Source organism: Spirillospora sp. NPDC127506 (assembly GCF_040302145.1).
Classification (GTDB): Bacteria; Actinomycetota; Actinomycetes; order Streptosporangiales; family Streptosporangiaceae; genus Spirillospora.
Map to the genome: position 1 here is coordinate 107,121 of NZ_JBEORG010000022.1, position 18,898 is coordinate 126,018.

Annotated in this window: 15 protein-coding genes and 1 pseudogene; 6 read left to right on the top strand and 10 right to left on the bottom strand. The window is 68.8% G+C overall.

The genetic code is table 11. The features are described from left to right. Positions 1 to 697: 697 nt before the first annotated feature. The 3 genes from purQ to purS all read right to left on the bottom strand — a co-directional run bounded on the left by purQ (position 698) and on the right by purS (position 2,394). Positions 698 to 1,378 (bottom strand): phosphoribosylformylglycinamidine synthase subunit PurQ, encoded by a 681-nt coding sequence (gene purQ, locus ABTW95_RS21545; protein WP_396445460.1) that lies wholly within the window; start codon positions 1,376 to 1,378, stop codon positions 698 to 700. Between the two features lie 100 nt (positions 1,379 to 1,478). Beyond that, a complete protein-coding gene (locus tag ABTW95_RS21550; RefSeq protein WP_396445591.1) occupies positions 1,479 to 1,922 on the bottom strand; it encodes an ATP-binding protein in 444 nt (147 codons plus the stop codon). 229 nt (positions 1,923 to 2,151) lie between these two features. Beyond that, positions 2,152 to 2,394, bottom strand: coding sequence for a phosphoribosylformylglycinamidine synthase subunit PurS (gene purS, locus ABTW95_RS21555; protein ID WP_396445459.1), 243 nt, complete (start codon positions 2,392 to 2,394; stop codon positions 2,152 to 2,154). 55 nt (positions 2,395 to 2,449) lie between these two features. On the opposite strand from purS, the gene ABTW95_RS21560 reads away from it, so the two are divergent. After that, positions 2,450 to 4,108 carry a hypothetical protein gene (locus ABTW95_RS21560; protein WP_500227191.1) on the top strand — a complete coding sequence of 553 codons (1,659 nt, stop codon included), beginning with the start codon at positions 2,450 to 2,452 and terminating at the stop codon, positions 4,106 to 4,108. A gap of 87 nt (positions 4,109 to 4,195) precedes the next feature. Then, on the top strand, positions 4,196 to 6,583 hold the full coding sequence (locus tag ABTW95_RS21565) for a hypothetical protein (protein ID WP_500227192.1): 2,388 nt from the start codon (positions 4,196 to 4,198) through the stop codon (positions 6,581 to 6,583). A 4-nt stretch (positions 6,584 to 6,587) separates the two neighbouring features. Here the strand turns inward: ABTW95_RS21565 and ABTW95_RS21570 are convergent, their stop codons facing one another. From ABTW95_RS21570 to ABTW95_RS21580, 3 genes are all read right to left on the bottom strand, one after another. Then, complete coding sequence (locus ABTW95_RS21570) at positions 6,588 to 7,688, bottom strand: hypothetical protein (protein WP_396445456.1); 1,101 nt, start codon at positions 7,686 to 7,688, stop codon at positions 6,588 to 6,590. A gap of 50 nt (positions 7,689 to 7,738) precedes the next feature. After that, complete coding sequence (locus ABTW95_RS21575) at positions 7,739 to 8,722, bottom strand: hypothetical protein (protein ID WP_500227193.1); 984 nt, start codon at positions 8,720 to 8,722, stop codon at positions 7,739 to 7,741. Positions 8,723 to 8,902: 180 nt separating this feature from the next. Continuing rightward, on the bottom strand, positions 8,903 to 10,042 hold the full coding sequence (locus tag ABTW95_RS21580; RefSeq protein ID WP_500227194.1) for a hypothetical protein: 1,140 nt from the start codon (positions 10,040 to 10,042) through the stop codon (positions 8,903 to 8,905). A 65-nt stretch (positions 10,043 to 10,107) separates the two neighbouring features. Here ABTW95_RS21580 and ABTW95_RS21585 point away from each other — a divergent pair. After that, positions 10,108 to 10,579: pseudogene (locus ABTW95_RS21585) on the top strand (hypothetical protein); the annotation flags it as partial. A gap of 31 nt (positions 10,580 to 10,610) precedes the next feature. On the opposite strand, the gene ABTW95_RS21590 reads toward ABTW95_RS21585, so the two are convergent. Next, positions 10,611 to 11,720: a hypothetical protein gene (locus tag ABTW95_RS21590; RefSeq protein WP_500227195.1), complete on the bottom strand. Its 1,110-nt coding sequence runs from the start codon at positions 11,718 to 11,720 to the stop codon at positions 10,611 to 10,613. 273 nt (positions 11,721 to 11,993) lie between these two features. On the opposite strand from ABTW95_RS21590, the gene pdhA reads away from it, so the two are divergent. From pdhA to ABTW95_RS21605, 3 genes are read left to right on the top strand one after another with little or no spacing between them, the layout of a single operon-like run. Next, positions 11,994 to 13,124 (top strand): pyruvate dehydrogenase (acetyl-transferring) E1 component subunit alpha, encoded by a 1,131-nt coding sequence (gene pdhA / locus ABTW95_RS21595; protein WP_396448885.1) that lies wholly within the window; start codon positions 11,994 to 11,996, stop codon positions 13,122 to 13,124. After that, a complete protein-coding gene (locus tag ABTW95_RS21600) occupies positions 13,121 to 14,098 on the top strand; it encodes an alpha-ketoacid dehydrogenase subunit beta (RefSeq protein WP_500227196.1) in 978 nt (325 codons plus the stop codon). The genes pdhA and ABTW95_RS21600 overlap by 4 nt, the downstream gene beginning before the upstream one ends. 34 nt (positions 14,099 to 14,132) lie before the next feature. Continuing rightward, positions 14,133 to 15,539: a dihydrolipoamide acetyltransferase family protein gene (locus ABTW95_RS21605; RefSeq protein WP_500227197.1), complete on the top strand. Its 1,407-nt coding sequence runs from the start codon at positions 14,133 to 14,135 to the stop codon at positions 15,537 to 15,539. A gap of 47 nt (positions 15,540 to 15,586) precedes the next feature. On the opposite strand, the gene ABTW95_RS21610 is transcribed toward ABTW95_RS21605, so the two are convergent. From ABTW95_RS21610 to ABTW95_RS21620, 3 genes are all read right to left on the bottom strand, one after another. Beyond that, positions 15,587 to 15,826: a DUF6458 family protein gene (locus ABTW95_RS21610; RefSeq protein WP_396448888.1), complete on the bottom strand. Its 240-nt coding sequence runs from the start codon at positions 15,824 to 15,826 to the stop codon at positions 15,587 to 15,589. A gap of 82 nt (positions 15,827 to 15,908) precedes the next feature. Then, the gene (locus ABTW95_RS21615; RefSeq protein WP_500227198.1) at positions 15,909 to 17,381 is read right to left on the bottom strand and encodes an OmpA family protein; all 1,473 of its coding nucleotides are present in this window, start codon (positions 17,379 to 17,381) and stop codon (positions 15,909 to 15,911) included. Between the two features lie 110 nt (positions 17,382 to 17,491). After that, on the bottom strand, positions 17,492 to 18,742 hold the full coding sequence (locus tag ABTW95_RS21620; protein WP_500227199.1) for a type I restriction-modification enzyme R subunit C-terminal domain-containing protein: 1,251 nt from the start codon (positions 18,740 to 18,742) through the stop codon (positions 17,492 to 17,494). Between the last annotated feature and the right edge of the window lie 156 nt (positions 18,743 to 18,898).

The following is an 18,898-nucleotide window of genomic DNA, read 5'->3' on the forward strand; positions in this document are numbered from 1 at the left end:
ACGGGCTGCGGACCCGTCCCGGAACCCACAGTCGGCTGCGGACCTGTGCCGGGGCCTTCGGGACGCGCCAGCGGCCCGCTGTCGAGGTCGACGAGCGGCTGAGGCCCAGTACCGGGGCCTACGGCGGGCTGAGGCCCGGTGCCCGTCCCCACGGCGGGCTGAGGCCCGGTGCCGGAGCCGACGGCGGGCTGAGGCCCCGTCCCCGAGCCGACGGCGGGCTGAGGGCCTGTGCTGGAGCCGACGGCGGGCTGCGGGCCGGTGCCGGAGCCGCCCGGCTGGGACGGCGGCCGGGGACCGGCGAGCCCGTTCATGTCGGGCAACGTGAGAGACGGGTCGGCCGCGGTGGACGAGGGGTCGGCGGCGGCGCGCTCCTCCTCCAGGGCACGGGCGAACTCCTGCTCGGGGCCCGCGAGGGCGCCCGGGGTGGGCGCGGGCCGCTCGCCGTCCAGCACCGGCATCGGGCCCGTGAACGGCCCGGGAGCCGCCGGAGCGGCGGGGTCCTGCGGCGCCGGCCGGGCGGCCGGGCCCGCGTTCCGGTCCTCCTCGATGATGGCCTTGAAGCCCTGGGTCACCGCGGGGTTGACGGGCTGGAGCTCGGGGTCGTCCGCGTCGGACTTGAGCTCCCCGAGCCACTCCATCGACGGTTCGTCGGAGGCGTCCCGGGTGGCGCGTCCGGAAGCGTGGGGCCGTTGCTCACTCATGCGTTGACCAGTCTCTTGACAATGGAGGTGAAGAAACCGAGCCCGTCTGTGGACGGACCGGTCAGCGACTCCACGGCATGCTCGGGGTGGGGCATGAGCCCGACCACGTTGCCGGCCTCGTTGCAGATGCCGGCGATGTCGTCGAGGGAGCCGTTCGGGTTCAGGTCGACGTAGCGGGCGACGATCCGGCCGGTGTCGGCCAGCTCGATCAGGGTCTCCCGGTCGGCGGTGTAGCGGCCGTCCCGGTTCTTGATCGGGATCACGACCTCCTGGCCCTCGCTGTACTCGCTCGTCCAGGCGGTGCCGGCGTTCTCGATGCGCAGCCGCTGGTCGCGGCAGACGAAGTGCAGGCCCGCGTTCGGGAGCAGCGCCCCCGGCAGGAGGTGCGACTCGCACAGCACCTGGAAGCCGTTGCAGATGCCGAGGACGGGCAGCCCCGCGCCGGCGGCGGCGACCAGTTCGGTCATCAGCGGCGCGAACCGGGCGATCGCCCCGGCGCGCAGGTAGTCCCCGTAGGAGAACCCGCCGGGCAGCACGACGGCGTCGACGCCCTGCAGGTCGTGGTCCCCGTGCCAGAGCGCGACCGGCTCGGCGCCGGACAGCCGGACCGCGCGTGCGGCGTCCTTGTCGTCCAGCGAACCGGGAAAGGTGATGATGCCTACCCGGGCAGCGTCCATCTGTTCTGTTCCTCCGAAATGAGGTGCGGCCGGGACGGTCGGAATCTCCTCCGCCGCTCAACCCCGCTGCGCGTCGCATACCCCCCGCGCGCGTCCTAATCTACCCGGCGTTGTGCATGAGGCGGGCGTCGAGTCGCCGTACCAGTGCCTCGTCGCTCCAGGTCAGCCGCTTCCGCAGGTGAACGACGGTGCCCCGGTCGGGGGACGAGTCGATGTCCAGGTCGTCCACCAGCGCCCGCATGATCTTAATCCCGCGTCCGGACTCGGCCAACGCGTCCCGCTCCTCGGCGGGGGCCGCGCGGAGGCCGCGCCCCCAGTCCGTGATGGTGAGAAGGCACACACCGTCGTCGACGTGCCCGGTCACCTCGTACTCCCCCGACGCGCGCGCGTGCTGGACGACGTTCGTGCACGCCTCGGAGGCGGCGACCAGCACGTCGTCGACGCAGTCCTCGGAGACGCCGAGCCCCCGCAGGGCGTCCCCCACCAGACGCCGTATCACCGGGACGCTCAGCGCCGCGCGCGGCAGCGCGAGCGAGAACCTCATATCCACCCGGACACCTCGTGTCATGGCCCCGGGCTACCCGACCGTGTCCCCCGGCCCCGGAGCGCGCTCGACGACTCGACGGAGCTAACACTTCCCCGGCGGAATACTCCGTAATCGCTATACTCGCGGGTCTTTCCGGGAAATCTCACGGCGCGGCACAACGGTTTGGAACGGACCAACTCCGAAGTGATACCGAACAGTATTCTGCGCCATTTCCGGACGATGCCGGTCAGAGAACGCGAACCTCGTAGTTCTCGATGACCGGATTGGCGAGCAGCGTCTCGGCGATCTTGCCGACCCGCTCCAGGGCCTCCTCGTCCGCGTCGCCCTCCAGCTCGACCTCGAACCGCTTGCCCTGCCGGACCGCGACCACACCGTCGAACCCCATCTGCGGCAGCTTCCTGGCGATCGCCTGGCCCTGCGGGTCGAGGATCTCCGGCTTGAGCATGACGTCCACGACGACACGCGCCACGACCGCCCCCTCCACTGATCTGCGCTTTTCCTTACGATCTGAAGGGTACGGCACCATGGCTCTTCACGAGCCGTCCCACCCCCGGAGCCACCCGATGAACATCGAGGACCTGACCCCCTCGGAGCGCCGCCTGTGGAAGGCGTTCCCGAAGGGCGAATCCATCGACCTGTCGACCGGCGACCCGGCGCTCGACGACATCGGGCAGGCCGACCGCTGGGGTCCCGACCGGGTGGTCAGGGCCGAGGTCCTCGTCGCGCTCCTGGTCGGCGCGGTGGAGCCCGAGCCGGGGCAGGTCGCCGCCGTCCGGCTCGCCGGCGCGCGCATCACCGGCTCGCTGAACCTCGGGCACGCGGAGGTCGCCGTCCCGCTGGCCCTGACCGGCTGCGCGTTCGACGAGGCGCCGCACCTGTACTGGGCGAGCATGAACAGCGTCCACCTGATGCGCTGCCGGCTGCCGGGCCTGGTCGCGTCCGGCACCCGCGTCGACGGCCACCTCTGGCTGGAGGGCAGCCGGATCAACGGCGGCCTGTGGCTGGACGGGGCGAACATCACCGGCATCCTGAACATGTCGGGCGTCCAGCTGACCAACCCGGGCGGGGACGCGCTGCTCGCCGACCGCCTCTCCGTCGAGGCGAACGTCTACTGCGACCAGGGCTTCATCGCCAACGGCGAGGTCCGGCTGCCCGGCGCCCGCATCGGCGGCCAGCTGATCTTCCGGGGCGCGCGGCTGTACAACCCGTCCGGCGTCGCCCTGTACGCCAGCCGCCTGGACGTGGCCGCGAACGTGTTCTGCGACGGCGGTTTCGCCGCCGAGGGCGAGGTCAGGCTCCGCGGCGCCAGCGTCGGCGGCTACCTCTCCTTCGTCGGCGCGAAGCTGTCCGCGCCCCAGCGCACCGCCCTGAACGCCGACGACCTCGCCGTCGAGACCGACGTCTACTGCTCGGACGGCTTCACCGCCGCCGGCGCCGTCAGCTTCTCCGGCGCCCGCGTCACCGGCCAGCTCAGCCTGCGCGACGCCCGCCTGCGCCACGAGACCGGGACGGCCCTCAGCCTGCAGCGCGTCCAGGCCGAGGAGCTCCTCCTGCGCACCGCCGAGCCGATCAAGGGCACCGCCGACCTCTCCTACGCCCGCATCAACCTGCTCCGCGACGACGCCGCCTCCTGGCCGGAGCGCCTCCAGCTCGACGGCCTGCAGTACGAGACGCTCGAACCGCCCCTCACCGCCCGCGAGCGCCTGGCCTGGCTGCGCCGCGACACCGACGGCTACGCCCCGCAGCCCTACGAGCGCCTCGCGCAGACCTACCGCTCCCTCGGCCTGGACGCCGACGGCCGCTCCGTCCTGCTCGCCAAGGCCCGCGACCGCCGCAAGACCCAGGGCCTCCCCCGCAAGATCGTCGGCTGGCTGCAGGACGTCCTGGTGGGCTACGGCTACCGCCCCTTCCGCGCCGCGAGCTGGCTGGTCGGCCTCCTCGCCTTCGGCACGATCGTCTTCTCCATCCACCAGCCGGACGTCCTGGACGAAGGCCACAAACCACACTTCAACGCCTTCTTCTACACCCTCGACCTGCTCCTCCCCATCGGCAGCCTCGGCCAGGAGATCGAGTTCGCCCCCAAGGGCATCTACCAGTGGATCGCGAACTTCATCGTCGCCGCGGGCCTGATCCTCGGCCTCACCGTCGCCGCCGGCGCGACCCGGGCCCTCTCCCGCGAATAAACCCGGGATACACCCCGCCCGAAACACCGCTTCCGCTCCTGCCGCCTCACCTTTCACTACCGTCCACAGGGCGAAAGGAGGCGGGTCATGACCCTGAAGATCGACGCCCGCGCCGTGGACGCCGAACTCCAGGCGATTTCCAGCGCGATGTCCGAGGTGACCCGCCTCATGGGACCGCAGACCTGGCAGGGCGGCTCCGCCGCCGCGTTCACCACCGACCTTCAGGGCCACAACCGGGCGCTCAACCGCATGATGCTGGAGGTGCAGCGCACGGTCGTCCGCTTCAACCAGGTCCCGCTCGTCCTGACCCCGCCGGAGATCCCCCGGGTCACCCCTCCCGCCGGCAAGCCCGGCGTCGCCTCGGTCTCCCCGTCCGCCTTAGAACGCCTGGAAACGGCGCTGACCCGCGCCGCGGCAGACCTCCCCCACCGCGCCAAGATGATCCGCGGCCACCTGGCCCTCGCCCACCCGGACATCCCGAGCACCACGTCCTGCGACAACGCCGCCGCCTGGTGCCGCACCCAGGCCGCCCGCATGCGCACCCGCATCATGTACGCCCTGGCCGAGACAGAGGTGACCGCGACCCCGCTGATCCAAGGCCCGGTGATCGAGATCCCCGACCTGGAACGCTTCGGCTCCAAGGAGATGACCGACCTGGCCCGCCTCCAGGCCCGCACATGGCTGAAGCACACGACCCACCCGGGCTCGGGCACCCCGGCGATCATGTCGGAGATAGCCCGCACCCTCCGCGAGAACAGCAAGAACACCGCCTACCTGGCGACGTTCTTCGCCAACATCCCACCGGGCTCCGCAGGCAAACTCCCCTACCGCCTCCACCAACTGAGCAAAACCAGCGGCCTGACACCCGAAGACAAAAAGACGGTAGGCGACCTGGGCACAGCCCTAGCAGCCCTCTCCCGCAAGAAGGAGACGGAAGGCATAGCCGCGAAGGCCCTGGGCCCCGCCGGCGCAGACATGCCCGGCCAAGCCCTCCTGGTCAAGCTGAGCGCCCCGAACATCAAATGGAGCAGCGCCATCCTGGCAGACCTGGGCAAAGCCGCCCTCCGCTGGCGCCAAAAGCACCCCTCGTATGAGCTGGAAGAGACTGTCTTCTCACAGCACGGTCAATCCCGAATCAATGTCCTCAACCAGCCGGAGGGGGCTTGGTGGACGACGTGGGGTATCGGCGACCCTTACACGCGAGAGGCAGAGCTCAAAACCCTGAAGGAGTACGACCCCAGTCTCAACATCCTCGGCCGTATCTCCCAGCAGAAGGACCTCACTGCGGCCAGAACCCTTGCAGCTGGCCATCTCGATGACGCGTTCACGGTCAAGGACGCGGACAAGGCGAACCCCATGATATGGCTCAGTCGCGGCAACGGAGAAACCTACGCCTCGTTGCTGGTGGCACCGGACTGGCCGGACGGAGGCGCCGTCGCCGGGTCGGTGATCAGGCTCGCCACCACGCCGCAGAAAGGGCACGAGGAAGAAGCGGCAATCAATGCCGGCGAGATCATGAAGACCGTGGCATGGTGGAATGACAAGGGTCGCGAAAAGGTCGATAAGCTCCTCAAGAAAGACAGTCTCCCCGACTGGTGGCCTTGGGGCGACATCCTCCCCCGAACGGATCAGGCACCCAAAGGCACGGGCCACAGCAAGCACTACACCCTCGAACTCGGCCCCGGTCTCACCTCTGGCCTGATGGCGATGACACGCATGTATATCCCGGCGCTAGCCCAAGCCAACCGGACCGCGAGCGGAACCGGGTTGCCCACCAGAGATCCGGTGACGGGACGCACATTCGTCGAGATCGGTGGCGAGGAAGCGCAGCAATTCCTGCGCACCTTCGCGGCGGACGACAAGGCTTGGGCACAGATTGCAGTCGACACTGAGGCGTACCGTCAGCTGCTCTTCGCCTGGGGAATCCGCAACCACAATCTCAACGACGCGATCGTGCGCGCCGGGTACCTGGAAGGCACCCTCATAGCCGCTTACGGGAAGGAACGCATAACTCGCGAAGAACTCACCAAGAAGCAGTACGAAGAGGCGCAGAAGCACCTCGGACTGCTTCGCGACGTCGCCGGGTCGTTTCTGGGCGCCTCCCCGGCCGCCGCGACTCCGGGAGTGACCGATGCCTACGCCATCGGCACCAGCTTGGCGCTGGATCGCGTCTCATACACGGACTTTGATAAGAAGGTCCAGGAGATACAAGGCACGTATTCCACATACTCGGACCAACTCTACAAAGATCTGGCCGTTGGCTTGTACCTGGCCAAGGGTTCCCATACCGGTGACTCAAAGATGAACACTTTGCTTCTGATGGCGCAGATTGCCGGATATCAGCATCCGGAACTCATCAAGGCAGTCGAAAAGTACGACTTCGCGTCGCCGGGATCGCCGGAGAAACGCAGCGGATTCGCCGTCATCGCCGAAGTTCAGAACAACGTCAACCACAACAATGCACCCAGGCAGTAGTGGTCTATCGAGTGTGCGGTACACCGGCTAGCTGACGCGGCGGCCGGACCCGGTACACCCGGCCGCATGTTTGGTCCGCCACGACGAAGTCCCCATTGTTCATTCTGCTCGTGCCGACTGGATCTGACGAAGCGAGGACACCCATCGAGCCATCGAACCCCTCGCACCGCCGGCGTTTCCCGTAGGTCAAGAGCTCCAGCTTCCCGTTCTGGCGCACAAGCCCAGGACGCGGGTCGGGTTCCGCCGCGGACGTTCCTCCTAGCAGGAGCGTTGACCCGTCATCGAGCGGGAGGGCCGCCGACCACTCCGGGAGGCCATGGGACAACATGCGAATCCTGATACCTCGCGCTCGGCCGTCACCGATTTGCAGGAGCCCGGAGCGCGCCAGGATGAGGAGACCGTTGGACCCGACCGCCACCGCACTGGCGGGCCGCAGGTCGGCGCCCTTCGTCAGGTTGCCCAGAACCTCGCCGTACCCGGTCGGATTCCACTCCCTGATCTTGTCTGGACCCGCCACCTCGTAGAGCCGACCGGCGCGCGAGACGATGACCGGCACGCCGTCTCCACGGATTACCAACCTTGAGTCCGCCCAGGTTTCGCGCAGTCCTTCCCGCTTCCGCGCGTCCAGCGGATCCCCGGAGGGATCGAGCACCTCGATCTCGTGTCCCCGCCCAGTGTTAAGCATCTCCGTCTCGGCGAGACTGGTAAGGGACATCTTTGAGAGCCGCACCCCTTTGTAGGACGACATGATCCAGAGCGTCTCGCGAGTGAGACCGAGCTGGTCACCCGGGTTCTTGGGGTGGAACACAGTCAAAGTGCCATCCGGCTCGATCCGCTCAACGGGCTTGTCGCTGCCGCTGACCACACGGAGATAGATCGCTCCGCTGGCGGAGTCCACAGCAAGGCCGCCTTCGGACTGGGCACTCGATCTGATCGCGTACTCACCGTCGCGTGGAGGGTCGTAGTTCTCCGGGGAGCCGGCGATCACGACGACCTGGCCGGGGCGGGTGGGCGCCGGGGTTGGGTTGAAGGACGGGGTTTGGTCGGTGCAGGCGCTCAGGGCCGCCAAGAGGACTACTGGCGGGATGACCCTCGTGTAACGCACCTGTCGATGATGCCAGGCGAGGGCACCCTGTGGGTGCGTTCGGGGAGGGGCTACGGCGCGGTGGGTCGGATTTCGTACAGCCTGCGGCAGGTGGTGTCGGCGGCGACCGTCGCGCCATTGGGGCGGACGGTCAGTCCTACGAGGTTGGCGCCTGGCCGGGGGCTCGTGGGGGTTGTTCGTTCGCCATTGCATGAGCGGGGCCAATGAACTTTGAGACGGCTCACCCGGCCGTCTGGACCCACTCTGATGAGGATGGAGGCGGCCGGCGGGTTCGCCCGTGCCGCGAGTACGAGCGCACCGTCGGCGGTCTTCCCGCCACCCGCCCAGGAGATTCCGAACCCGGGGCGTTCCGGATAGTCGATCGGGGTCCCCTTCGCACGCCCTTGGACGGGGATGGTGACGACCCCGGCGATGGTGAGGACGGTGAGCCCGGTGCCGTCGGCGATCAGGTCGTCCACGTCCCGGGTGAAGACATCGGTCTTGTGTCCCCGTCGGATGAGGTCATTGAAGGTTCCCGCATAACCCGGGGGGCGCCACCGCCGGATCTTGCCCGGTGAAGGGACCTTGAAGAGTTCCCCTGATCGTAAGGCGACCACCGGTATCCCATCGGTCCCGATGGCCACGGCGGATGGGTGATGCTCGCCCGTCAGCCATCTCTCCCGTTCGCGCCGCTGCGTTTTGGCGGACATTGGATCGCCGTGTTCGTCGATCAGTGTCGGGCCGTCCCGCCGGCTCCTCACGAGGAGATCGCGGACTTCCTCGGTTCCGGCCATCGAGTACCTGGTGAGCGAGGGTTCCGGTCCGGTCGCCAGTATCCACAGTTTCCCGGCGCCTACGATCAGCTTGTCCGCGCGGTGCCATTCGACTGGCGTCCCGATGAGGCTCAATCGGCCGTCTGCACTGATCCGGGCGATACGCACTGAGCTGCCGTCCTCGCCGTTTTGCCGGACCGGAAGGTACAGCGTGCCGTCCGGTGCCGCCGCAAGGGTGCCTGCGGGGGCGATCGGCGAGCGCAGTGCCCACTGCCCCGCCATGGCCGGGCCCATCTTCCCGTTGCCAGCGATGGCTACGGCTTGGCCAGGGCTGGGGTGGGGGGCCGGGTTGAAGGACGGGGTGTGGGCTGTGCAAGCGAGCAGGGTCGCCAGGAGGGCTACTGGCGGGATGACCCTCGTGTAACGCACCTGTCGATGATGCCAGGGCGATGCGCGGTTGGGTCAGGCCGCGATGAAGGCCGTCGAGGGCACGGGCTCTGGCTGCTGGTGCAACGACGATGCAGTGCCGTTCAGGGTCGTTGGGAGGCGGAAGCGGTAGATGCGGCCGCAGTTCTTGTCGCTGAGGACATAGTCGCCGTTCGGCATTCGTGCCAGGCCGCCGGGTTCGGCCGATGCCACCGCGGCCAGGGTGCCGTCGAACTGGTCGCACCACTTCGGACCGCCGAACGGGAGCAGTTCCAGACGCCCGTCCGGTCGCACGAGCAATGGCCGCGGCCGTCGCTGGAAAGCGGAGGTTCCGCCGAGGAGGAGGGCTGAGCCGTCCCTGAGGGGTGTCACGGCGGTCCAGGGCGGGAGGCTTCTGGTGGTGGCCGGGAATCGGGCTGCGTTCGCGGTTCCGTCCGCTGGGATGCGTATGAGGCCGCGTGGGCCGAGCACCATCAGGCCACGGTGCCCGTAGGCGACCACGTCCGTGGGATGCAGGTCGTCCTTCCCCGCGACCTTGCGCAGGGCCGCTTCATAGCCTTCGGGCTCCCACGCGCGCAGAGTCGCGTCGCCGGGGACCTCGAAGAGTGCCCCGGTGCTCGCGACGATGATGGGCACACCGTCGCCTCGGATGGTGAATCGTGCACTGTCCCAGGACTTGTTCAGCTGCTTCGGATCGAGGCGGCGGCCGGAAGCGTCCTCGATCTGTACCGCACGTCCTTCGTCGCCGTGTAGAACGCGCTCCTCTTGCAGGTCGGACAACGACATCCTGGAGAGCTGCAACTCTTTGCCGGACGACATGATCCAGAGCGTGCCCGACGAGATGGCGAGTTGGTCGCCGGGATTCTTGACGCGGAGCGTGGTGATGGTGCCGTCGCGTTCGATCCGCTCGATGACCTTTTCCCGGCCGCTGAACACGCGCACGTAAATCGACCCGGTCGCGGGGTCTACCGCCAGTCCGCCGTCGGACTGGGCGCTCGATCTGATCGCGTACTCACCGTCGCGTGGAGGCGCGAAGTTGTCTGGGGAACCGGCGATCACGACGACCTGGCCCGGACGGGTGGGGGCAGGGGTCGGGTTGAAGGACGGGGTTTGGTCGGTGCAGGCGCTCAGGGCCGCCAAGAGGACTACTGGCGGGATGACCCTCGTGTAACGCACCTGTCGATGATGCCAGGCGGGGAGACGGCTCACCCGACCGTCTGGACCCACTCTGATGAGGATGGAGGCGGCTGCCGGTCCTCGCCGGTCGGGCGTGGCGGCAGGGCCTGGCGGTGGCGTGCGCGGCCCATGCCCTGCTCGGCCGGCGTCGCTGGTGCTGTGTGACGTCTCCACGCTGTACTTCGAGACCTACACCGGCGACGGGTTCCGTGAACCGGGGTTCTTCAAGCAACGCCGTCTGGAGCCGCAGATCACCATCGGGCTGCTGGCCGGGCTGTCGTTCATCCTCGGCCGGGATCGATCAGCAGGTCGCCAAGGCCCAACGCGCCGCCGCCGGGCAGGCCCCGGTCAAACGCAAGCGCTTCATCCAGCTCGACGCGCACCTGACCATCGTGTTCGCCGCCCTGGCGGTGTCTCGCTGGATCGAAGAGACCACCGGCTGGTCCATTAAGAAGTTCGTGACCACCGCCGCCGCTATCGCACCGTCCACATCCCGCCGGAGACCCCACCCTCACCGCCGCAAACCCCATCCCGGACGCAATGCTCCGGATGAGTGACATCGGCCCCGTCACTGACGATAGGGATCGCCGGAGAGACGGCTCGGCAGCCGGAACGAGTACACGAGCCCACAGAACTTGTTCAGCAAGATGTAGCTGCCATCACGCGCTTTGGAGACACCGCCAGGGTCGGCGGAGGCGGCATCCGCCATGGTGCCGTCGAACTCGTCGCACTCCTTCTGCGGGCCGAACGACAGCGACTGGAGTTCGCCGTCCGGCGTGACCAGGGTAGGTCGCGGTGTCCCCTGGAGCGGGGAGACCCCGCCCAGAAGAAGGACCGCACCGCCGCTCAAAGGCAACGCGGCCGTCCATGGCGGTGCCTCCCTCACCGAACCGGGGAACCTGACGCCGCGTGCGCCGCCGTTGCCGCCCACGCGGAGAAGCCCCGCCTTGCCCAGGATGATGAAGCCGTGCGCGTCGTCAGCTACAAGATCAGTCGCTTGAAAGCCGTCCGCGCCGCCCAAACCCCGTAGAGCAGCCTCATAGCCCGTTGGTTCCCACCGCTTCAACTCGTCTCGCCCGACGACTTCGAACAACTCTCCGGCCCGAGAGAGCACGATGGGATCCCCATCGCTTTTCAGGGCGAACCGGGATCCCTTCCAGTACTTGCTGAGCCGATCCACCTCTGACCGGGGAAGCGGTTTTCCGTGCCGGTCGAGAATTCTGAACCGAGGGCGGGTCTCCTCGTCCGAGCCGAGCACGTCCGTCGTCCGCAAGCTGGAAAGCGACGTCCGGGACAACTGGAGCCCGGCGTACGAGGCCAGCTGCCAAAGGTGATCGCCCGATACGGCCAATTGCGCGTCGGCCATACCGACCGGGAGCATCGTGATCCGTCCATCGCGCTCAATCCGGGCGATCTGCCGACCACCGTGTCCGGCAACCGGAATGTAAATCCTGCCCGTCTCCTGATCGAGCGTCAGACCGCCGTTGGAGCGAATGTTGACCCGAACCGCGTACTCGCCATCCCGAGGAGACCGACTCGTCTCACGATCCCCGGCGATCACCACGACCTGGCCAGGGCGGGTAGGACGAGGGGTTGGGTTGAAGGACGGGGTTTGGTCGGTGCAGGCGCTCAGGGCCGCCAGGAGGGCTACAGGCGGGATGACCCTGCTGTAACGCACCTGTCGATGATGCCAGGCAAGGGCGGGCGGTGGGGGACGGGTGTCAGGTTTGGGTCGGCGCGTAGTGGAGTTCGGCGGGCTGGGTGGGGGGGTCGGTTGGGTCAGTGGGCGTGGGGTGGGGTAGGGATCACGGTGGCGGGACTTGCATCGCAGGGTGTGATGTCTGCCACGATGGCATTGCGGCTTTTGTCCCTTACCGGGGCCGATGGCCGTTGACATTGGCCGGCTGCGCGGCGATCCCGTGACTCCGGCCCCGAACGAGGAGTGTCATCGATGACGATCGACTCCGTGCGCGGCGCGCCCGACACCCCCGAGCATGCCGAGCCCGAGCTCGTGCAGCTGCTGACCCCCGAGGGGGAACGCGTCGAGCACCCCGACTATCCCCTGGACCTCAGTGCCGAGGAAGTGCGCGATCTGTATCGCGACCTGGTGATCGTGCGGCGGATCGACCTGGAGGCCGTGGCGCTCACCCGGCAGGGCGAGCTGGGCCTGTGGGCTTCGCTGCTGGGCCAGGAGGCCGCCCAGATCGGATCTGGGCGGGCGCTGTCCGAACACGACATGGTCTTCCCGACGTACCGGGAGCATGGCGTCGCCTGGTGCCGGGACGTCGAGCCGCTCAAGCTGCTCGGCCTGTTCCGGGGCGTCAACCACGGCGGCTGGGATCCGGCGGAGCACGGCTTCCACCTGTACACGATCGTGATCGGCAGCCAGACGCTGCACGCGACCGGGTACGCGATGGGCATCCAGCGGGACGGGGTGCTGGGCACGCCGTCGGCCGGGGCCACGATCGCGTACTTCGGGGACGGGGCGACCTCGCAGGGCGACGTGAACGAGTCGTTCGTGTTCGCCTCCGTCTTCAACGCGCCGATCGTGTTCTTCTGCCAGAACAACCAGTACGCCATCTCCGAGCCGCTGGAGAAGCAGACGAGGATCCCGCTCTACAAGCGGGCGCAGGGGTTCGGCTTCCCCGGCCTGCGCGTGGACGGGAACGACGTCTTCGCCTGCCTCGCCGTGACCAGGAAGGCGCTGGAGAACGCCCGGACGGGGCAGGGGCCGACGCTGGTGGAGGCCTACACCTACCGGATGGGCGCCCACACGACGACCGACGACCCCACGCGGTACCGGCTGAAGGCCGAAGAGGAGGCGTGGAAGCTCAAGGACCCGATCGAGCGCGTCAAGGCGTACCTGGTGCGGAACGACCTGGCGGACGCGGGGTTCTTCGAGAAGGTCGAGGACGAGGCCAAGCAGCTGGCGAAGGAGCTGCGCGAGGGCTGCCGGGCGATGCCCGATCCGAAGCCGCTGTCGATGTTCGAGCACGTGTACGCCGAGCGGCATCCGCTGATGACCGAGGAGCAGGAGCAGTTCGCCGCCTACCTGGCGTCGTTCGAGGAGGAGGCGAAATGACCACCCTGACCCTCGGCAAGGCGCTGAACGAGGGCCTGCGCAAGGCCATGGAGAACGACCCGAAGGTCCTCGTGATGGGCGAGGACGTCGGGAAGCTCGGCGGGGTCTTCCGGATCACGGACGGCCTGCAGAAGGACTTCGGGGAGGAGCGGGTCATCGACACCCCGCTCGCCGAGTCCGGGATCATCGGGACGGCGATCGGGCTGGCGCTCCGCGGCTACCGGCCGGTGTGCGAGATCCAGTTCGACGGGTTCGTGTTCCCGGCCGCCGACCAGATCATCACGCAGCTCGCGAAGATGCGGATGCGGTCGCTGGGCGCGCTGTCGCTGCCGGTCGTCGTCCGGATCCCGTGCGGCGGCGGCATCGGCGCGGTGGAGCACCATTCGGAGTCGCCTGAGGCGTACTTCACGCACACCGCCGGGCTGCGCGTGGTGACGTGCTCCAACCCGGTGGACGCGTTCTCGATGATCCAGCAGTCGATCGCGTCCCCCGACCCGGTGATCTTCTTCGAGCCGAAGCGCCGGTACTGGGACAAGGCGGAGGTCGAGGTCGACGGCACGGACTGGACGCCGCTGCACGAGGCGCGGGTCGTCCAGCCGGGCGAGCACGTGACGGTGCTGGCGTACGGGCCGTCGGTGAAGACGTGCCTGGAGGCGGCCGCGGCGGCCGCCTCGGAGGGGCGGTCGCTGGAGGTCATCGACCTGCGGTCGCTCAACCCGCTCGACATCGGCACGGTGACGGAGTCGGTGAACCGGACGGGCCGGTGCGTGGTCGTGCACGAGGCGCCGGTGTTCAGCGGGTTCGGTGCCGAGCTGGCCTCGCGGATCACCGAGCGGTGCTTCTACCGGCTGGAGGCGCCGGTGCTGCGCGTCGGCGGGTTCTCCACCCCGTACCCGCCGTCCCGCGTGGAGGACGACTACCTGCCCGACCTCGACCGCATCCTCGACGCGGTCGACCGGACTTTCGGATGGTGACCATGATCATCGACACGGCCGAGCGGAACCGGTGGTGCCGGTGAGCGAGCCGAGACTGTTCAAGCTGCCGGACGTGGGTGAGGGCCTGACGGAGGCCGAGATCGTCAAGTGGCACGTCCAGCCCGGCGACACCGTCGAGGACGGCCAGACCATCGTCGAGATCGAGACGGCGAAGGCGATCGTGGAGCTGCCGTGCCCGTTCGACGGCGTGGTGGCGGAGCTGCTGGTCGGCGAGGGCGAGACCGTGGACGTCGGGGTGCCGATCATCTCGGTGGACCCGGGCGGCGACGGCGCGGTGGCGACGCCGGTGTCCGAGCCGCCGGCGCAGACGGCCGCGCCGCGCGAGGAGGGCGTGCCGACGGCGAACGAGCCGGGCATCGTCACGCCGGAGGAGCCGCCGAAACGGCAGCCGGTGCTGGTCGGGTACGGGGTCAAGGAGGGGGCGACCAAGCGGCGCCCGCGCAAGGCGGCGAACGGCGCCGCGCAGGCCGTGAAGCCGGCGCAGCCGTCGGTGCGGCCTCCGGCGGCTCCGCCGGTGCAACCGCCCGCGCCTCGTCCGCAGCCTGTGGGCAACGGGCTGCCGCTGGCGAAGCCGCCCGTCCGGAAGATGGCGAAGGACCTCGGCGTCGACCTCGCCACGATCACGGGTTCGGGCCCCATGGGCTCGATCACGCGGGAGGACGTCCTCGCCGCGCAGGCCGCGTCCCAGCAGCCGGCGCCCGTCCAGGCGGGCCCGCGTGAGGAGCGCATCCCGGTCAAGGGTGTGCGCAAGGCCACCGCTGCGGCGATGTCCGGTTCGGCGTTCACCGCTCCGCACGTGACGGAGTTCCTCCAGGTGGACGTCACGCGCACCATGGACACCGTCAAGCGGCTCCGGGAGCTGCCCGAGTTCGAGGGCGTGAAGGTGTCGCCGCTGCTGCTGGTGGCGCGCGCGCTGCTCACGGCCGTCCGGCGGAACCCGATGGTGAACTCCACCTGGGTGGACGGCCCGAACGGCGCGGAGATCGTCGTCAAGCGCTACGTGAACCTGGGCATAGCCGCGGCCACCGACCGCGGCCTCATCGTGCCCAAGGTGAAGGACGCGCAGGACCTCGACCTGCCCGGCCTCGCGCGCGCGCTGAACGCACTGACGGAGAAGGCGCGCGCGGGCAAGGCGACCCCGGCCGACCTGTCCGACGGGACGATCTCCATCACCAACGTCGGCGTGTTCGGCGTGGACAGCGGGACCCCGATCCTGACCCCCGGCGAGGCCGCGATCCTGGCGTTCGGCCAGATCCGGGACATGCCGTGGGTCCACGAGGGCGAACTGGCGATCCGCAAGGTCACCACGCTCGCCCTGTCGTTCGACCACCGCATCGTGGACGGCGAGCTGGGCTCCCGCGTCCTGCGCGACGTCGGCGACATGCTGGAGGACCCCATCCGCATGCTGGCCTGGGGCTGACGCGTTCCAATCCGTGGGGCCGGCGCCGCGCCGGCCCCACGGGCGTTTCAGCGGGGCGGGTTGTCGCCGTCGTACATGCGCTCGTCCCGCCGCGGGCCGGAGCTGGGGCCGGGGCCGCGCTGCCGCGACATCATCAGCAGCTGCAGGGCGAACGTCGCGCCGCCGACAATGATCAGGATGACTCCGACGACGTGGATGTCCACGGGGTCCGTCATCGCGTCCGGCTGGATCGCGAACTTGAGTATCAGTCCGATCGTGATCAGAAACACACTGACGCCGACACCCATTGCGATGACCTCCGCCGGACGATCCAATGCCGTGCTCTTTACCTATCCGTCCGGCTCGTCCGCCACACGTCGCCGCGCCGGGCTACGAGACGGGGACCTTGTCGACTTTTCCGAAGGGGCCGGCGTTGAAGGTCACCGACGTGACGTTGCCGGGCGGGGCGGGCAGGTAGACGAATCCGCGGTCGGGCTTGCCGACGGCGGTCAAAAAGGTGGCGCGACCAGGGTCGACATAGGGGCTGCCGGTGCCGCCCGGCCGTGCGGCGCCGACGCGGACGGCGTGGTAGACGTCCTTGCTGCCCGGTGTCTGGATGGAGAACGACCCGAACACGGCTCCCGGATAGTTGGGGTCCGGGTAGGACGCGTCAGGCGGAGTGGTGCCCGGCCCCTCGTTCACGATGTCGAACACCGCGACGATGTAGGCGCCGTCCCGGTAGAAGGGTTTGACCTCCAGGCGCCTCTTGTCCGCACCGAAGCTCGCAGTGCGGGTCGCGACGGTCTTGCCGTCCTCCGGGCGGAAGGAGGCCGGTGAGGTGTTCCCGCGCGCGCTTGCCTTCACCTGGTAGGAGATCTCGACGCGGTCGTTGCGGGCGGCGTCCTTGGCGACGGGCTCGGCGTCGCCCTTGCCTGTCGCCGTGTAGGTGAAGCCGTCGCCCAGCCGCGACTTCATCTCCTTCATGACGGCGTCGGCCCGCTCCTTGGAGAGCTTCGTGTCGTCGCCGCTGGTGTGGCCTTCCACCGTCAGCGCGCCCGTGGCCTTCGCCTTTATCTGCTGCGACGCCTCGTCCAGGACGGCCTTCGCGCGACTGGACAGCTTCGCCGAGTCACCGTCGAACAGCACGTCGGCGCGCAGGCTGACAGTGCCCTCCGACTGGCTGGACGTCACGACTTTCGTCTCGCCCTCAACGATGTCGTACAGGTCCACGGGATTGGGCCCCGTACTAGAGGAGGGAGACGGCGACGGCGTGACTGGGGTGAACCGCCCGAACGGCTCGGCTCCCACGGACGGCGTCGACGAGGTCGGCGCGGATGACGGCGTCGTGGGGGTGCTGGACGCGCTCGGGCTGGACGACGCCGCGTCCGTCACCGGGATGCCGGTGAACTCGCCGGCCGTCCCGGGCGTGATCGCCGTGACCTTCTGGACGCCCGCCGGGATCGGCGGGTACTCGGCGGCCATCTCCCGCGTCGTGCTGGGCGCGATGTCCGAGCCGCTGGTCGCCCCCGTCGGCTTGTAGAGCTTGCGCCCGACGGGGTCGATCAGCGCGATGCCGGACGGGACGGACTTCGTCGAGGAGTCCATCGACGTCACGCTGTACCGCAGCACCGTCTTGCCCGCCTGCCGCTGCACGCTCTTGACGTCCAGCCTCGCGTGCAAGCCGTCGGCGCCCCCGAACCAGCCCTCTTTGGAGAACGTCCCGCCGCTCTGCGCCGCGGGGCTCGGGATGCCGGCCCCGGCGGTGACGGTCGGCGGGGCGACCTTCTCGGCCTTGCCGCTGTCGGCGCAACCGGCGGCCAGGAGCAGGGCGACAATCGAGACGGCGAGGGGCGAAACGCGCATCGGCCATCCGTCGGGGGGAGCGGGCGAGGGACGCCGCCGATCCTAGTGAACACCACCAACCCCCGCCATACACCCGCCCCCAGCCCGCACCGCCCCGCACACCACCCCCATCAGCCAGCCTGAGAATCGGTGGGGACGGCGGTCGCGCGGACGTGATCCAGGATGTGCTGGATGGACGTCACCTCACTATCGGTGAACAGGTCTTCCGGTCCGCCCGGGGCCAGCCCGGTGAACGGCGGCCTGTAGAGGGCACCGACATCCACAACGCCGTTCTTGGCCAGGAAGCCGATGAGGAGCTGGAGGAAGTCGAGCTGCGCGGCCGAGAGCTTCTTCCCCGCCTGGAACTGGTCGAAAGCGGCGGTCGCGGCCTCGTACTCCAGGCCCGTGATCGAGCGCAGGAACAGGCCGAGGTCGCCGTACTCCTCCCTGACCTGGTCGATGTCGTCGCGGGTGCCGAATCCGGAGGCGATGAAGACGTCCTCGAAATGGTGGATGTCGAGGGTGGTGAGCTGGCGGTTGCGCAGTAGCTTCTGCACGGCGAGTTCGTGTTCGTGGCTGCGCAGGTAGGTGCGGACCTTCGTCTCGAAGCGGGTCCGGTTGGTGCCGAGGGAGACGCCCTTGAGTTCCGCCTCGGTGAGTTCGCCCAGCTCGTCCTGGAAGTCGGTGTAGAGGACGCCCTTCTTCGTCTTCTGGATGAGTTTGGCGAGGCCGCGGATGCGGCGGCGCATCAGTTCCAGCATCGGCAGGGAGACGTCCTGCCACCACTCGTCAAGGGTGAGGTCGGACAGCAGTTCCCGGTGCTTGGCCACGACGGGGTTGTTCAGCGTGGTCGGGTCGAGGAGCGCTTCGGCGATCTCCTGGACCTGGTCGCGCAGCGTGTCGTACGCGGGGTCGCCGTTGAGGACGGCGAGCTGGAGCCGGAGGGCGAGCAGGTCGAACCGTTTGGCCTCCTCGCTGTTCTCGTCCTCGCGGAACTCGGTGGGCAGGCCCGCCAGGTTCTCGGTGATCTCCTCGCGCTTCTCGGCGGTGATCCGCTGCCAGCTAGCGGGGTCCTGGTAGCGCTCGACCTCCGCCAGGCGGCGGCGGACCTCGATGTTCTGCGGATTCATGCCCGAGACCTCCTCTTGGAGGCGGGCGGCGAGATCCCGGCGGAGTCCGGTCTCGGTCTGCGTCCCGTCCGATTCCGGGGACGGCTCCGGGGGAAGGTCCTGCCGATCCAGGCTGTAGAGGAGGTCGGTCCGTTCCCGGAACAGGCGCTCGCTGAGGGACGGCTGGACGCGGCCCTCGGCCGTGGCGATGTCCTGGTTGAAGAATTTGACATTGCGGCACAGGTCGAAGACGAACCCTGACATGCCGGTCATCTCTACACGGTTGCAGCTCTTCTTTGATTCGAGACGCCTTTCGCCCTACAGCCTCGCTAAACCTCGATCCACCGATGGTGTATCGAGGTCGATCTCTCGGTCTTTTCGGGAGGACGGTTGAGTTGTCGGCCGCCCGCGGGCAGGGGTGATCGGCTG

Bases quoted from the DNA above. Each gene is read 5' to 3' on its own strand.
- purQ (WP_396445460.1), bottom strand. From the start codon at position 1,378: ATGGACGCTGCCCGGGTAGGCATCATCACCTTTCCCGGTTCGCTGGAC.
- ABTW95_RS21550 (WP_396445591.1), bottom strand. From the start codon at position 1,922: ATGAGGTTCTCGCTCGCGCTGCCGCGCGCGGCGCTGAGCGTCCCGGTG.
- ABTW95_RS21560 (WP_500227191.1), top strand. From the start codon at position 2,450: ATGGCTCTTCACGAGCCGTCCCACCCCCGGAGCCACCCGATGAACATC.
- ABTW95_RS21565 (WP_500227192.1), top strand. From the start codon at position 4,196: ATGACCCTGAAGATCGACGCCCGCGCCGTGGACGCCGAACTCCAGGCG.
- ABTW95_RS21575 (WP_500227193.1), bottom strand. From the start codon at position 8,722: ATGGCGGGGCAGTGGGCACTGCGCTCGCCGATCGCCCCCGCAGGCACC.
- pdhA (WP_396448885.1), top strand. From the start codon at position 11,994: ATGACGATCGACTCCGTGCGCGGCGCGCCCGACACCCCCGAGCATGCC.
- ABTW95_RS21600 (WP_500227196.1), top strand. From the start codon at position 13,121: ATGACCACCCTGACCCTCGGCAAGGCGCTGAACGAGGGCCTGCGCAAG.
- ABTW95_RS21610 (WP_396448888.1), bottom strand. From the start codon at position 15,826: ATGGGTGTCGGCGTCAGTGTGTTTCTGATCACGATCGGACTGATACTC.
- ABTW95_RS21615 (WP_500227198.1), bottom strand. From the start codon at position 17,381: ATGCGCGTTTCGCCCCTCGCCGTCTCGATTGTCGCCCTGCTCCTGGCC.
- ABTW95_RS21620 (WP_500227199.1), bottom strand. From the start codon at position 18,742: ATGACCGGCATGTCAGGGTTCGTCTTCGACCTGTGCCGCAATGTCAAA.